The 15,131-nt window shown below is 66.1% G+C and carries 11 protein-coding genes; 4 read left to right on the top strand and 7 right to left on the bottom strand.

The window, feature by feature from the left end; all coding sequences use genetic code 11:
- Positions 1-35: 35 nt before the first annotated feature.
- From treZ to QK290_RS03995, 5 genes are all read right to left on the bottom strand, one after another.
- The gene (gene treZ, locus QK290_RS03975; RefSeq protein WP_282329427.1) at positions 36-1,832 is read right to left on the bottom strand and encodes a malto-oligosyltrehalose trehalohydrolase; all 1,797 of its coding nucleotides are present in this window, start codon (positions 1,830-1,832) and stop codon (positions 36-38) included.
- Positions 1,829-4,168, bottom strand: coding sequence for a malto-oligosyltrehalose synthase (gene treY, locus QK290_RS03980; protein WP_282329428.1), 2,340 nt, complete (start codon positions 4,166-4,168; stop codon positions 1,829-1,831). The genes treZ and treY overlap by 4 nt, the downstream gene beginning before the upstream one ends.
- Positions 4,165-6,420 carry a glycogen debranching protein GlgX gene (glgX, locus tag QK290_RS03985; RefSeq protein ID WP_282329429.1) on the bottom strand — a complete coding sequence of 752 codons (2,256 nt, stop codon included), beginning with the start codon at positions 6,418-6,420 and terminating at the stop codon, positions 4,165-4,167. The genes treY and glgX overlap by 4 nt, the downstream gene beginning before the upstream one ends.
- A 73-nt stretch (positions 6,421-6,493) precedes the next feature.
- The gene (locus QK290_RS03990) at positions 6,494-8,107 is read right to left on the bottom strand and encodes an NAD(P)H-hydrate epimerase (protein ID WP_282329430.1); all 1,614 of its coding nucleotides are present in this window, start codon (positions 8,105-8,107) and stop codon (positions 6,494-6,496) included.
- A 37-nt stretch (positions 8,108-8,144) separates the two neighbouring features.
- Positions 8,145-8,492, bottom strand: coding sequence for a holo-ACP synthase (locus QK290_RS03995; RefSeq protein ID WP_056344245.1), 348 nt, complete (start codon positions 8,490-8,492; stop codon positions 8,145-8,147).
- Between the two features lie 133 nt (positions 8,493-8,625).
- Between QK290_RS03995 and QK290_RS04000 the strand changes: the two genes are divergently transcribed.
- Positions 8,626-8,853, top strand: coding sequence for a helix-turn-helix domain-containing protein (locus tag QK290_RS04000; RefSeq protein WP_282329431.1), 228 nt, complete (start codon positions 8,626-8,628; stop codon positions 8,851-8,853).
- On the top strand, positions 8,846-10,141 hold the full coding sequence (locus QK290_RS04005) for a HipA domain-containing protein (RefSeq protein ID WP_282329432.1): 1,296 nt from the start codon (positions 8,846-8,848) through the stop codon (positions 10,139-10,141). The genes QK290_RS04000 and QK290_RS04005 overlap by 8 nt, the downstream gene beginning before the upstream one ends.
- On the opposite strand, the gene QK290_RS04010 is transcribed toward QK290_RS04005, so the two are convergent.
- Together QK290_RS04010 and glmS are read right to left on the bottom strand one after the other, a co-directional pair.
- On the bottom strand, positions 10,134-11,288 hold the full coding sequence (locus QK290_RS04010) for a hypothetical protein (protein WP_282329433.1): 1,155 nt from the start codon (positions 11,286-11,288) through the stop codon (positions 10,134-10,136). The two genes, QK290_RS04005 and QK290_RS04010, sit on opposite strands and share 8 nt — an antisense overlap.
- A 10-nt stretch (positions 11,289-11,298) precedes the next feature.
- Positions 11,299-13,188: a glutamine--fructose-6-phosphate transaminase (isomerizing) gene (glmS, locus tag QK290_RS04015; protein WP_282329434.1), complete on the bottom strand. Its 1,890-nt coding sequence runs from the start codon at positions 13,186-13,188 to the stop codon at positions 11,299-11,301.
- Between the two features lie 88 nt (positions 13,189-13,276).
- Here glmS and coaA point away from each other — a divergent pair, with 88 nt between their 5' ends.
- Both coaA and QK290_RS04025 read left to right on the top strand, forming a co-directional pair.
- Complete coding sequence (gene coaA / locus QK290_RS04020) at positions 13,277-14,242, top strand: type I pantothenate kinase (RefSeq protein ID WP_282329435.1); 966 nt, start codon at positions 13,277-13,279, stop codon at positions 14,240-14,242.
- Positions 14,243-14,247: 5 nt separating this feature from the next.
- Positions 14,248-15,120: a M15 family metallopeptidase gene (locus QK290_RS04025; protein ID WP_282329436.1), complete on the top strand. Its 873-nt coding sequence runs from the start codon at positions 14,248-14,250 to the stop codon at positions 15,118-15,120.
- The last annotated feature ends 11 nt before the right edge of the window (positions 15,121-15,131 follow it).

Consider the following 15,131-nt stretch of genomic DNA (forward strand, 5'->3'; position numbering starts at 1 on the left):
CCAGTCAACGGGACAACGTCACCCTAATTTCCGCGTCAGGGAGGGCTCGAGGCTACTTCTGCCCCTGCAGTAAGAACCGCCCCACTGTGCGCCGCCAGCACGAACGAATCGTCGTGGAACAGGGTGTCCTCGTCCGTCGACAGCAGCACCGAGCCGCCCAAACCGTCCAGCCGCACCGGCGATGCCGAGAAGTTCAGCAGCACCTCCATCGACCCGCGCCGGAAGCGCAACCAGCCGGCGTCGTCGTCGAACGTCACGTCGGTTTCCTCGAACCCCAGCCCGGCCAGTTCGGGGTGAGCCCGCCGCAGCGCCGTCAGCGAACGGTAGAGGGACAGGAGCCGCGCGTGGTCACCCTCAGCGGCCTCCGCCCAGTTGAGTTTGGAGCGCCGGAACGTTTCGGGATCCTGTGGATCGGGGACGACGGCGGGATCCCACCCCATGCGTTCGAACTCGCGGATTCTGCCCTCCGCCGTCGCCTTGCCCAGCTCCGGTTCGGGGTGCGAGGTGAAGAACTGCCAAGGGGTAGAGGCCCCGAACTCCTCGCCCATAAACAGCATGGGCGTAAACGGCGCGGTCAGCGTCAGCACTGCGGCTACGGCCAGCGGGCCGTACGGGAGGGACTGGGACAGCCTGTCGCCGATGGCACGGTTGCCGATCTGGTCGTGGTTCTGGCTGCAGACCACCAAGGCCGCGGGGTGGACCAGCGAGGTGTCGATGGGCCGGCCGTGGTGGCGTCCGCGGAAGCTGGAGTAGCTGCCGTCGTGCAGGAAGCCATCCTTGAGGACCTTGGCCAGCACGCCGAGGGACGCGAAATCGCCGTAATACCCTGCGGTCTCGCCGCTGACATTGACGTGCACCGCATGGTGGAAGTCGTCGCTCCACTGCCCGGCAAGACCGAAGCCGTTGGAATCGCGGGGATAGATCAGCCGCGGATTGTTCAGGTCCGATTCGGCGATCAAGGTCTTGGGAAGCCCTGTCTCCGTGGAGATGGCATCGCCCAGCGCGCCGAACTCCTCCAGGAGGTGCACGGCCCGCTCATCGCGGAGTGCGTGAACGGCATCCAGTCGCAGCCCGTCCACGTGATAGTCGCGCAGCCACAGGGCCGCGTTGTCCAGGATGTATTCACGGACGACGTCGGAGCCCGGGCCGTCGAGGTTGACCGAATCGCCCCACGTGTTGGCGTCCCCCTGTTTGAGGTAGGGGCCGAATTTGGGCAGGTAGTTGCCGCTGGGGCCCAGGTGGTTGTAGACCACGTCCTGGATGACGCCCAGTCCGGCGGCGTGGGCGGCGTCCACAAAGCGCTGGTAGGCCGCAGGCCCGCCGTAGCCTTCGTGGACCGCGAACCACTGGACACCGTCGTAACCCCAGTTGTGGGTACCGTTGAATCCGTTGACCGGCAGCAGCTCCACAAAGTCGACGCCCAGGTCCGCGAGGTATCCGAGCTTATCCGCGGCGGCGTCCAATGTTCCTTCGGGGGTGAAGGTTCCCACGTGAAGTTCGTAGATGACCGAACCGCGCAGTTCCTTGCCCTGCCAGCCGGCGTCCTGCCAAGCGTAGGAGCCGGGATCGAAGGTGCGGGACAGGGCATGGACACCATCCGGGAGGCGGCGGGACCGGGGGTCCGGCAGTGGATGCGTCTCGCCGTCGAGCAGGTAACCGTACTCCACGTCTGAGTCCGCCGGCGCGTCCGGCGCGGACCACCAGCCATCTGCACCAGGGGCTGCCGCCAGCTGCTTCATGGGGTACTGCTGCCCGTTGGCGAGCAGCGAAACGGCCGAGGCGTCCGGGGCCCAGACATCGAACCGGCCGGAACCGTGGTGCGTCAGGCTCATGCGTTCTCTCCGTTCACGGGCGCCAGCAGCGCCACAGGGTAAGGCTGGAGGATGTCGGCCACCGGCACCGGGCCTGGGCCGTGCGTCCGTCCTGTAAGTTCATCGCACATGGCCGTGGAAAGTTCGACGGCGGTATCCCGCCACCCGCCGGCGCGTTCCAGTCCGCAGGGAAGCCGAGTTGCCAGGGTCAGGGCGCCTCTTGTGGCGCCAGCCCCACGGTCGAACGCCACCAGGTGGTCAGCGGCCGGGCCGGACGCAAGAACGGGCCGGTAGCCCTCGAAAAGTTCGGGCCGGTCCCGGCGCAGCCGGAGCGCCCGGGAGGTCACCAGCAGTTTGGCGGCTTCGTCCCGGAAGTCTGCCGGAAGGGTACCCGCATCCAGCACGGCCAAGGCGGTTTCGCGCCGTTCGAAGTCGACAGCCCGCCGGTTGTCCGGGTCGGCCAGCGACCGGTCGTGGAATTCGGTGCCCTGGTAAACATCGGGCACCCCGGGCATGGTCAGCTGGAGCAGCTTCAGGGACAGCGAATTGGTTGCGGCAAAGGCAGCCGTCCGGGCGACGAAGTCCTCGATCACGGTCGTGACCCGGTCGTCGTCGAACGCAGCATTCACAGCAGCCGTGACCCGTGATTCGAACTTCTCGTCCGGATCTGTCCACGTGGTGGAGTTGGCTGCCTCCCGGGCGGCTTTCTCGGCGTAGGCATGCAACCGTTCCCGCGACGCCGGCCACGCACCGATGACCGCCTGCCACAGCAACGCCTCGAACGGGCCGTCGGGCACCGGGGCGAGCCCGCGAAGAGTGTCCAGGGTTCCTGCCCACTCCGCCGGCAGCTCAGCGATCACGGAGATCCGTGCCCGCGTGTCCTCGCTGCGCTTGGTGTCGTGCGTGGTCAGCGTGGTCATGGACAGCGGCAGGGACTCTTGGCGCTCGGCCATCCGCCGGTGGAACTCTTCCGGGGCGAGCGAGAAGTGGGACGGGTCCGCTCCCACTTCCGTCAGTGTCCCCAGCCGGTTGTAGCGGTAGAAGGCCGTGTCCTCAACACCCTTGGCCATCACCATGCCGGACGTCTGCTGGAACCGCAGGCCCAGTTCAGTCTCGGGCTTCAGCAGGAGGGGAAGCAGAGCCTCCAGCGTGTCGGAAAGGTCAGGACGCTGGCGAGCAGCAGCCGCGCAGGCTTCACGCAGCACATCCTCACCCGTGGGCAGGTAGGTGCGGTACACGGGGAAAGCCGCGATGACCTCGGCCAGGGCATCCGCCGAGGCTTCCGCGGACAGGTCAGCAGACAGCCCGGCGTCAGCATGGACCAGGCGGGCCAGCCGCAGGACCTCGGACCGCAGCATGCCATCAGCCACGGCACGCTTGGTCCCCAGGATCATGCCCGCATAGTCGGCAGGCTCCCCGGAACGGAGCTGTGCATCCAACGCGTTCAGAGCAGCCTCGCCGGCCGGTTCCACCAGCAGCCGGTCCAGGTCGGCCAGGGCGTCATAGCCGGTGGTGCCCTCGCAGGCGAATTCCGTCGGGAGCTCCTCCCCCGGCTCCAGGATCTTCTCCACCAGGACGTACGCTCCGCCGCTGAGGTCCTTGAGCCACCGAAGATACCCGGCGGGATCCGCCAGGCCGTCCGGGTGGTCCACGCGCAGCCCGTCAACCAGGCCGGCATCGAACCACCGCTTCACCTCTGCGTGGGCCTGGTCGAAGACCCAGGGGTTCTCAACCCGGATACCCGCCAAGGTGTTGACCGCGAAGAACCGCCGGTAGTTCAGCTCATTGTCCGCCCGGCGCCAGGAGACGAGTTCGTAATGCTGCCGCTCATGCACAGCCCGCGGAGAGTCGCCGTCGGAGTATGATCCTGCGGCCAACGGAAACCGGTGGCCGTAATAGTGGAGCTCGCCATCGGCAACCTCCAGCACATCAAGGTCGTCATCGCCGCCCAGGACGGGGATCCGGATCCGGCCGGCACCAAAGTCCCAGTCGACGTCGAACGCTTCCGCGTACGGCGAGCCGCGCCCTTCCTGCAACAGCGACCACCACCACGGGTTCTGCGCCGGCGAGGCCACACCCACATGGTTGGGGACAATGTCCACAAGCACGCCCATGCCATGTTCCCGCGCGGCAGCAGAAAGCGCCAGCAGTCCTTCCGGGCCGCCCCGCTCCGGATCCACCGACGACGGATCCGTCACGTCGTAGCCGTGATCGGATCTTTGTTCCGCCGTCAGGATCGGAGACAGGTAGACCCAGTCCACACCCAGTGATTTCAGGTACGGAACCGTTTCGGCAGCATCGAAAAGCGTGAAGCTGCTCCGGATCTGGAGCCGGTAGGTGGACGCCGGAACCTTCACTTTTCCTGGTCTTTCGGCTTGCTGACCTTTTTCGTTTTCTTGGGCTCGGGCACGGTGGGCGTACTAAGGGCTTCGGTCTCGCTGGTGCTGGTCTGCGTCAGGGCAGCCAGCGAGGCAGCCACTGAGTGGTCTGGCTCGGCTTCCTCCACCATGTGCGCTCTGAGGACCACCAGTGACTTGGCATCGACGGTCAGGGTCTGGCCGGCCTTCACCGGAGCAGTGTCCGCGTTATGCCCGGCGGTGTCGATGATGATGTCCCACGCCGGCGCGTACTCGTCATTTGGAAGGGTGAAGTTCACCATGTCGTCGTGCGCGTTGAAGTACAGCACGAAGTTCACGTCGGTAATCCGGCGGCCTCGGACGTCCTTGCCCTGGATGCCGTCGCCGTTGAGGAACACTCCCACCGACCGGCCGAAACCGCTGTCCCAGTCCTCGGGCTTCATGTTTTCGCCCTCGAGGTCCAGCCATACGATGTCCGGCAGCCGCTCGCCTTCCCCTCGCAACACGGGACGGCCGTCAAAGAACCGGCTCCGGCGGAAGGTGGGGTGCTTGGCCCGCAGCGCGTTGACGGCGGACGTGAACTCAACGAGGGGCTGGTCGATGTTCTCCCAGTTGATCCAGGTCAGTTCCGAATCCTGGCAGTAGCCGTTGTTGTTGCCCTGCTGGGTGCGGCCCAGTTCGTCTCCATGCAGCAGCATGGGCACACCCTGGGACAGGAGCAGCGAGGCGATGAAGTTCCGCTGCTGGCGGGCGCGCAGCCCGAGGACGGCGGGATCGTCGGTGGGGCCCTCGGCCCCGCAGTTCCACGACCGGTTGTGGGACTCGCCGTCGTTGTTGTCCTCGCCGTTGGCGTCGTTGCGCTTTTCGTTGTAGGACACCAGGTCTGCCAGCGTGAAGCCATCATGGGCGGTGACAAAGTTGATGGACGCTACGGGACGCCGGCCCGAATGCTCGTACAGGTCGGCCGAACCGGTGATGCGCGAAGCGAACTCGCCCAGCGTTGCCGGTTCGCCGCGCCAGAAGTCCCGGACCGTGTCTCGGTATTTGCCGTTCCATTCTGTCCACTGCGGCGGGAAGTTACCCACCTGGTAGCCGCCCGGACCCACATCCCAGGGCTCGGCGATGAGCTTGACCTGGGACACCACCGGGTCCTGCTGGATGAGTTCGAAGAACGTGGAGAGCTTGTCCACATCGTAGAACTCGCGCGCCAGGGTGGAGGCGAGGTCGAAGCGGAAGCCATCCACGTGCATTTCGGTGACCCAGTACCGCAGCGAATCCATGAGCAGTTGCAGCGAGTGGGGCTGGCGGACGTTGAGCGAGTTGCCGGTGCCCGTGTAGTCCATGTAGTGCTTCTCGTCGCCCTCCATCAGCCGATAGTAGGAGGGGTTGTCGATGCCCTTGAAGGAGAGCGTGGGCCCCAGGTGGTTGCCTTCGGCGGTGTGGTTGTACACCACATCCAAAATCACTTCGATGCCGGCCCGGTGCAGCGAGCGGACCATGGCTTTGAAGTCCTGGACCTGCTGGCCGGTGTCGCCGGTGGAGCTGTAGGTGTTTTGCGGCGCGAAGAAGCCGATGGTGTTGTAGCCCCAGTAGTTGTTCAGCCCCTGGTCCTGCAGGGTTCCCTCGTTGACGAACTGGTGCACCGGCATCAGTTCGATCGCGGTGATGCCGAGCTTCTGCAGGTGTGAGATCACTGACGGGTGCGCCACGCCGGCATAGGTTCCGCGCTGCTCCTCGGGGATCTCGGGATGGAGCTGGGTGAGACCCTTGACGTGCGCCTCATATATGACCGACTTGTGGTACGGGACACGGAGGTTGTGGTCGCCGTCCCAGTCGAAGAACGGGTTGATGACCACACCCATCATCATGTGCGGCGCCGAGTCCTCATTATTGACGGAGTCCGGCTCGCCCAGGTTGTAGGAGAACAGGGCCGGGTCCCAGTCCACCTGGCCGTGCACAGCCTTGGCGTACGGGTCCAGGAGCAGCTTGTTGGGGTTGAAGCGGTTGCCTGAGTCCGGGTCATAGGGCCCGTGGACGCGGTAGCCGTATTTCTGGCCCGGCTGGACCTGCGGGACGTAGCCGTGCCACACGTAGCCGTCCACTTCATCGAGCGTGAACCGCGTCTCAACACCGTCGTCATCAAAAAGGCACAGCTCTACCTTTTCGGCATGCTCGCTGAACAGAGCGAAGTTCGTGCCGGTCCCGTCAAAAGTGGCGCCAAGCGGATAAGCCGTTCCGGGCCAGATTTCCATGCGTACTCCTCATAATTGTTCGACAGCCGGGGCGTGGACACAAAAACCGCCCCAGCCGGTGCAGAACCTCTGCCTACGGTAGCGGGTGGGTGAGACTATTACGTTTCTGACCCGTCGGTTTACTAAGCATGCTGGCTTTACTCCAAACGTCTGGTACGGCGTCGGCAATGCGGCCTGCTGTCAGCGGCCCGCCGCCGGACGCCGTTGCCCCGGCAAGCCCGTGGAGACTTGCCCCGAGGGCTGCAATCGCCGCCCAGCGCTCGTCCGGATCGATGCCCGCGTCACGGAAGCGCCCGACGTCGGACCCCATCTGGGCGAGCAGCGCACCGATGATCCCGGCCAGGACGTCGCCGCTTCCGGCGGTGGCAAGCCACGGCGTGCCGTCCGCCTGGCTGTAGAAGTCTTGAAAGGGCGACGCAACCACCGTGGTGGCGCCCTTCAGCAGGACGGTGGCCTCGGTCAGCACGGCCGCACGCCGGGCAGCACCGAGGGTGGAGGACTCGACGGCGCTACGCTCGGGGGCAGGATCAAAGTCGGGGCTGTCCGGGGACGAGGCAAGCCGCTGCAGGAGGGACGCCAGTTCGCCGGCGTGCGGCGTGAGCACCACCTGCGGCCCCAGGACCACGGGCAGGGCAGGCAGCGCCCCGGCGTCGGCGATCACGGGCAGGCCGGACTCCACGGCGTCGTGGGCGCGCTGGAGCTGTTCGGTGTCGCCGGGCCCCATGCCCGAACCAACGAGCCACGCCTGGACGTGGGTGTCCGCAACGGAGCCCGTGCTGCAGACTACTTCCGGGCAGGACTGCCGGACCAGGTTGGCTACCTCGGGCGGACCCAGGTAGCGGACCATCGCCGCGCCGGCAGCCAGCGCGCCACGGCAGGCGAGCACGGCGGCGCCGGGATAGTCGGCGGATCCGGCCACAACGCCCAGGACGCCGCGGGAGTACTTGTGCGAGCGCCTCCCGGGCTGCGGCAGGAGCCGGGCCAGGTCCGGCAGCTCAAACCTGCGCAGCGCCGGCCACGGCAGGTGTTCTTCGATGCCTATGGGCACCACGTGGACGCGGCCGGCATGATCGGCGCCAGGGTCCGCCAGCAGTCCCACCTTGGCTGCGCCGAATGTTACGGTCACATCCGCGGAGAGCACCGGCTCATGCGCTTCCCCGGTATCGGCGTCCACGCCGCTGGGAACATCGCAGGCCACCACGATCCCCGGCTCCCCGGACGAGAGCCGCAGTTCCGCAAGACCCCTGACCAGGTCAGCGGCCACCCCGCGTAAACCCCCGTTGGCGCCTGTCCCCAGGATTGCGTCAATTACGACGTCGGCACTCGCCAAGTGTGCCGCCAGCTGGCCGGCATTGACCTCAGTGAGGAGGTGCACGCGCCCGCCGGCGCGCTCAAAAGCAGCCAGCGCCTCGGGGTGCGCCGCTCCGGCGGTGAGCACCGCCGTCGCACGCATTCCCCTGGCGGCCAGGAACGAGGCGGCGAAGAGGCCGTCTCCGCCGTTGTTGCCTTTGCCTGCGAGGACGGCCACGCTGGCGCCGTAAAGTCGCCGGCCGCGTGCCTTCAGCTCGTGCACCACCGCGTTGGCAAGCCCGTGGGAGGCTCTCTGCATCAGAACAGCGCCCATCCCGGCAGTCAGGAACGGCTGTTCGGCCACCCTGATCTGGGTTCCGGTATAGGCGCTGATCACGGTGTCAGGTCCGTCGGTGGGCTGAGCAGTAGGTGGCTCAGCCTTCGGCCAGGACCGTGGCGGTGGCGATCCCGCCGTCATGGCTCATGGAGACGTGCCAGCGCTTGACGCCCTTGGACTCGGCCACCGCGAGGACGGTGCCTTTGACCTGGATGGTGGGGCCGTGCTGGTCCAGGCCAATCCAGCAGTCCTGCCAGTTCATGCCGGCGGGCGCGCCGAGGACCTTGGCCACGGCCTCCTTGGCGGCGAACCGCGCGGCCAGCGAGCGGGTGTTCAGCTCGCGTTCCGCGGGTACGAACAGCCGGTCGCGGAGCCCCGGGGTGCGCTCAAGCTGGCGGCCGAACCGCTCGATGTCTACAACGTCTACGCCAATGCCAACAATCATGGCGCTATTCTACGGGGACGCTCCGCACCTGCCGTGCACAGCGCGCGCCATTACGTTTTCGTAATCACGCTGGTATGATTACGAAAAGGTAATCATTAGTCAGCTACTACGAATAACTTATCAAGGAGGCTGCGTGCACGGCGTCATGAAGTCAGTAGCGGACCTGGGCCTGATGGTCTACGGCATCCGCCAACGCAGCGGCCTCTCCCAGCGCGAGCTTGCCAGCCGACTCGGCGTCAGCCAGCGGTACCTCTCCGAGCTGGAGACGGGCAAGCCCAAGGTGCTCAACGACCAGTTCTTCGCCGTCATGGAAAAACTGGGCATCGAACTGACGTTCCGGGAAGGTGCCGACCGTGGCTGAAGCTCAGGATGTCCACCTCTACGGCACCGTCATCGGCCGCATGGTCCGCAACAGTGCGGCCACAGTCACGTTCGAATCCTCCGAGGCGGGGATGGCCCGGTTCGGGATCGGCTCCAGAATCCTGTCCGCCAACCTCCCCCTCGGACCCCGTCCCTCGACCCCGGAGTCGGCCACCGCATTCTTTGGTGGACTACTGCCTGAAGGCTCCGGCCGGACCAACCTCGCCAAACAGGCTCAGGCCGGCCGCAACGACGTGTTCGCACTGGTCTCCTATGCCGGCCGCGACGTCGCCGGCGCCATCCGTGTCGGCGGCGCCCCCGGGGAACCGGCCGAATCCTATGAGGCCCTGACCGATGAGCAGATCGCCGAGCGGTTGACCCTCATCAACGACTACGCGCTTGGCGCCGTCGGCGGCGGCGGCTCTTTGGCCGGTTACCAGCCTAAGACCACCCTTGCCCTGCTGGACGGAGCCTGGCACGCGGGCGTCGACGGCGCCGCCTCCACCCACATCCTCAAGCCGGTGGCCGCCGGGAACGAGCATGCCCTGCACGCCGAGGCGTTCTGTCTAGAGCTTTCGCGGCGGATCGGTCTGACCACGTTCGCCAGCGACGTGCGCTCCTTCGCGGGCCGGAGCGTCCTCGTCCTGGAACGCTACGACCGCCGCATGGCCGGTCGGAGCGTGGAGCGTATCCACCAAGAGGACGGCGCCCAGGCCCTCGGACTGCCTTGGGACACGGACAGCAAATTCGAAGGCGTCAATCCCACGGCAAAGCTGAAGAACCTCGCCGGGCTGCTGCGACGACGCCGGGACATCCTCGGAGCCGGGCCCGACGACCGCGAGACACTACTCGCGCACACGGCGTTCAACACCGCCGTCGGCAACACTGACGCCCACGCCAAGAATTTCTCCACGCTGCGGAGCCCGAACGGAACCGTCACTCTGGCGCCCCTCTACGACGTGTCAACACACGCCCTCGCGCCCAACGGTCAGCTGAACATGTCCCTCCGGATCAACTCCCGCGCCTATCAGCCGTCACTGACCGTAGATGACCTCGTCGCCGAGGGCGTCTCCTGGGGACTCGACGAACGGCAAGCACGGCACTCGGTCACCGGAACGCTCGAGGAGCTGGCCCACGTCCTCGAACAAGCGGACGCATCCGCCGTCGGAGAGAAAGTGGCGCGGTACATCGGCCACGGGACGAGGAACCTTCTGAACGGCAAGGCCGCCGGGATTGGCGGCGCGCACCCGTCCCTTGCCGCACTGGGCCCAGTTCCGGGCCCTAGCTGAGCCGGCGGTATTCATCGATCAGTGATGAAGGCACCGGCGTGACGCCAGGAAGTTCTTTGTCCCGGGTGAAGTTCGGCTTGTGCAGGCGGAGCAGGGCCACGCCGTCGTGCTCCCAGCGGAATCCGGGGCTGGACAAGGCAGCCCGGTAGGCGGCGTCGACCGTGTCCGGGTATTTCGCTGCAAGGTCCTCAAGGACGTAACCGGGAACCGTCTTGTCCTCCACATAGCCACGCAGGACTTCCGCAGCGGGGTCCTCCGCATTGGCCGGAGGCGTCCGGCATGCCGCCTCGACCTGCCCGTAGCAGACCAGGAAGGAGACACCCATCAGCGGATGATGGTAGAGCGCTACGTCGTCGGACTCTGCCAGCTCCGGCGGGAAGGAATCATCCGGCGCGATCTGTTCGGCGGCGGTCACCAGCGCGGAAGCCTTGGGATTTGCAGCGACGGACGCCTCGCTGCAGGCATTCAGGAAACTGCGGTACGCCGCAATGATGTCACCCCCGGTACCGCTCACGATATGCGCGCCAAAGAGGTCCAGGAACGTGGTGTGGTGCTCTCCGACGATCCTGCGTCCCTGCTCGACATTCGCCGGATTATTGAATACCAAGGTGGGAAAGCGTTTGAGCAGGGACGCGGCCAGGGTCTGGACGCCGGGGAGGTCCCGCGGGCCGAACAGGCGCATGGTCCCGCTGATCGTCCAGAGATCCCCGATGGGCACCAGACGCGTCATGACGTAGCCGCCTCGCTGGACGAAGCTGATTGCCTCCGCCCCGGCGGTGGCGTAGGAATCGTAATCCATCTGATCGATGAGGTTATGCAGGCTAAGCCGGGCACCTTTGCGGGCATCGACGCGGAAGACGCCGATAACATTACGCTCCCGCCAACCCTCGTAGACGAGTCGCTCGTCAGGCTCAATATTCTTGTTGGTGCGCAGATAGCGGTCGAGTAGCGGCTCGCGTCCGCCCTGGTCCGGGTCATAGAGCAGCGACTCGACGGCCTCCGCCCACTGATTCTGTTCCCCACCCCCAAGCCCGGAGAAGTCTGACATGGCCTGCGAAAGACGCCGGGCGAACCCCGGGGAGGATGCGTAGGCGACCAGGGCTTCCTTGAGGTTCCCCGCCCGGTCCAACAGTTCGTCGGTGTTCATCAGCCTGCGGTTACTCCACGGTGACGCTCTTGGCGAGGTTGCGGGGCTGGTCCACGTCGTAGCCCTTGGCCGAGGCGAGGGCCAGGGCGAAGATCTGCAGCGGGACCGTGCTGAGCAGCGGTGCCAGCAGCGTGTCCGTCGCCGGGACGTAGAAAACGTGCTCGGCGTAGGCCTTCACGGCCTCGTCGCCCTCTTCGGCGATCACGATGGTCTTGGCGCCGCGGGCCCGGACTTCCTGGATGTTCGAGACCACCTTGGCGTGCAGCGAGTCGCGGCCGCGCGGGGACGGGACCACCACAAACACGGGCTGGCCTTCCTCGATCAGCGCGATCGGGCCGTGTTTGAGCTCGCCGGCGGCGAACCCTTCGGCGTGGATGTACGCGAGCTCCTTGAGCTTCAGCGCACCTTCCATGGCCACCGGGAAGCCAACGTGGCGGCCCAGGAACAGCACGGACTTCGCATCCTTCATGGACGTGCCGAGTTCCTTGATCTGCGCCTCGTTGTCCAGGATCCGCTGGATCTTGGCCGGGATCTTGTTCAGGTCCGCCAGGATGTCCTTGATCTCGCCCTGGAACTTGTTCCCGCGCAGCTGCGCCAGGTACAGGCCCAGCAGGTAGGCGGCGGTGATCTGGGCCAGGAATGCCTTGGTGGAGGCCACCGCAATTTCCGGGCCGGCGTGCGTGTAGAGCACGGCGTCGGATTCACGCGGGATCGTGGAGCCGTTGGTGTTGCAGATCGAGACTGTCTTGGCGCCCTGTTCCTTGGCGTAGCGGACGGCCATCAGGGTGTCCATGGTCTCGCCGGACTGGGAGATCGAGACGATCAGAGTGTTCGCGTCCACGATCGGGTCCCGGTAGCGGAACTCGTGGGAGAGTTCCACCTCGGTGGCGATCCGGCACCAGCGCTCGATGGCGTACTTGGCCACCTGCCCGGCGTACGCGGACGTGCCGCAGGCCAGCACAATGATCTTGTCGATGTTCTTCAGCAGCTGCGGGTCAATGCGGAGCTCATCGAGGGTCAGCTTGCCGTTGACGTCCGAGCGGCCCAGCAGGGTCTGCAGCACGGCATTGGGCTGGTCATGGATTTCCTTCTCCATGAAGGACGGGAACCCGCCCTTTTCCGCCGATTCCGGATCCCAGTCCACGTGGTATTCCTTGCCCTCGGCCGGGGCGCCATAGAAATCGGTGATCTCCACCGTGTCCGCGGTGATGGTGACAATCTGGTCCTGGCCCAGCTCCACCGCACGGCGGGTGTAATCGATGAACCCGGACACGTCCGAGCCCAGGAAGTTCTCGCCCTCGCCCAGGCCCACCACCAGGGGTGAGTTACGGCGTGCAGCCACCACAACGTCGGGCTGGTCCGCGTGCACGGCAAGCAGCGTGAAAGCACCCTCAAGGCGCTGGCAGGCGAGCTGCATCGCCAGCGTCAGGCCGCCGCCGGACGCAACACCACCCAGCTTGTTGCGGAAAATATCACCCAGCAGCACGGCCGCGACCTCGGTGTCCGTCTCGGACTCGAACGCGTAGCCCTTGGCCACGAGCTCCAGCTTCAGCTCGGCAAAGTTTTCGATGATGCCGTTGTGGATCAGGGCCAGCTTGCCGCCGTCGGCCAGGTGCGGGTGCGCGTTCTGGTCAGTGGGGCCTCCGTGCGTGGCCCAGCGGGTGTGGCCGATACCGGTGAACGTCTCCGGCAGCGGGTGTTCCTCCAGCTCGGCGAGGAGGTTGCTCAGCTTGCCGGACTTCTTCCGGGACTCGATGGACCCGTGAGAGACCACCGCCACGCCCGCGGAGTCGTAACCCCGGTACTCAAGGCGGCGCAATCCTTCAAGGACTACATCCAACGCGCTGTGACCGGAATTCCCACGGTCAGGATGGCCCACATATCCAACGATTCCACACATGGGCCCCAGCTTATCGGCAGCTGGGTTGAGTTTTAAACTCAGGGCGCTCCATTTCGCTCTCAGCCGCCCGAGGGGCAGAATCTCTAAAGTGACTTTGCAACGCAACGAAGCGAATGGAGAGGGTGCCTCCCCGTTCGTTGAGCTGGACCGTCAGACCTGGTCCCGGCTCGCAGCCCAGATGGAGCAGCCGCTTAACGAAGAGGACATTGTCCGTCTGCGTGGCCTCGGCGATCCTCTGGACATGAAGGAGATCCGCGAGGTCTACCTGCCCCTGTCGCGGCTCCTGCACCTTTATGTGGAGGCCGCGGGCCAGCTTCATTCGGCCACCACCACCTTCCTGGGAGAGCAGACCCAGCGCACTCCCTTCGTCATCGGTGTGGCCGGCTCGGTGGCCGTGGGGAAGTCCACCATTGCGCGCGTGCTCCGGGAGATGCTGCGGCGCTGGCCCGGCACCCCGAACGTCGAGCTGATCACCACCGACGGCTTCCTCTATCCCCTGGCTGAGCTCAAGCGCCGGCAGCTGCTGGAACGCAAAGGTTTCCCGGAGTCCTACGACCGCCGCGCCCTGCTGCGCTTTGTGAGCGAGATCAAGGGCGGCGCAGAGGAGGTCAGGGCACCCTGGTACTCCCACGTTACCTACGACATCGTGCCGGAGAAGGAAGTGGTGGTCCGCCGCCCGGACGTGCTGATTGTGGAGGGCCTGAACGTGCTGGCCCCCGCGCGCCCGCGCCACGACGGCAAGCAGGGGCTGGCGCTGAGCGATTTCTTCGATTTCTCCATCTATGTGGATGCCAAGACCTCCTTCATCGAGGAGTGGTACGTGGAGCGGTTCCGGAAGCTCCAGAGCACCGCATTCGCGCAGCCGGAGTCCTACTTCCACCGGTATGCCACCCTCTCCGAGTCCGAAGCGGAGACCACTGCCCGGGACATCTGGAAGCGCATCAACGAGCCCAACCTGGAGGAAAACGTCCTCCCCACCCGTGGCCGCGCCCAGCTGGTGCTGACCAAGGACGCGGACCACTCCATCCGCCGCATGCTCCTGCGGAAGGTTTAACCCACATGTGCCACAACTGCGTGGCAGGCGGCCTTCTCCCTGGGGCCAGCCGCCGGTCCTTCGCCCGCTTCCTCGCCGCCGGAGCCGGGCTGACTGTCCTGGCAGCGTGCACGCCGGAGGCACCCGCCGCGATGACGCCGTCGTCCTCCTCCCCTGCATCTGGGGTGACTTCCGCATCCCCGTCCGCAGTAGCTGTCCCTTCTGTCGAAAGCACGACGGCGGCAGCTGAGCCGCCGCCGCAGGCTCCCGTACCGCCGTCGGCAGCGCTGCCCCGTCAGTTCTCGCTGACGGATCCGGCCAGCCCATGGCTGGTGGTCAACAAACACCGTCCGCTGGCGCCGGCGGACTACGTTCCGGCGGATCTGGTCCAGCCCAACATCCCGCTGGCCGTTCCCGGCGAGGCGGCACTGCTGAACAGCACGACGGCGGCTGCCGCGGAAGCAATGTTCGCCGCGGCCGCGCAGGACGGCGTGAACATGACGCTGGCGAGCGGTTACCGCTCATACGGCACGCAGGTGGCGACCTACAACGGTTATGTGGCGGCCCGCGGCCAGGCCGATGCCGACACCGCCAGCGCCCGCCCCGGCTACTCGGAGCACCAGACCGGCTGGTCCTTCGACATAGGCGATGGCGGCGGTGCATGTGGCTTCCAGCCGTGCTTCGCGGATCAGCCGGCGGCGGTGTGGGCGAAGACGAACGCCCACCGCTTCGGTTTTGTGGTGCGGTACCCGTGGATGTTCCACCCGATCACCGGCTACTACTACGAGCCGTGGCACCTGCGGTATATCGGCGTGGAAGCGGCCACCGACATCTTTGGGCGCGGGATTAGCACTGTGGAGGAGTACTTCGGGGTGGACGCGGCACCAGGGTACGCGTGAACACCGGGCTG

It is taken from the genome of Pseudarthrobacter sp. AL07 (genome assembly GCF_029960665.1).
Lineage (GTDB): Bacteria > Actinomycetota > Actinomycetes > Actinomycetales > Micrococcaceae > Arthrobacter.

Coding starts and splice junctions, on each gene's coding strand:
- glgX (WP_282329429.1), bottom strand. CDS start 6,420: ATGGAAATCTGGCCCGGAACGGCTTATCCGCTTGGCGCCACTTTTGAC.
- QK290_RS04025 (WP_282329436.1), top strand. CDS start 14,248: ATGTGCCACAACTGCGTGGCAGGCGGCCTTCTCCCTGGGGCCAGCCGC.
- treZ (WP_282329427.1), bottom strand. CDS start 1,832: ATGAGCCTGACGCACCACGGTTCCGGCCGGTTCGATGTCTGGGCCCCG.
- glmS (WP_282329434.1), bottom strand. CDS start 13,188: ATGTGTGGAATCGTTGGATATGTGGGCCATCCTGACCGTGGGAATTCC.
- QK290_RS04010 (WP_282329433.1), bottom strand. CDS start 11,288: ATGAACACCGACGAACTGTTGGACCGGGCGGGGAACCTCAAGGAAGCC.
- QK290_RS03995 (WP_056344245.1), bottom strand. CDS start 8,492: ATGATTGTTGGCATTGGCGTAGACGTTGTAGACATCGAGCGGTTCGGC.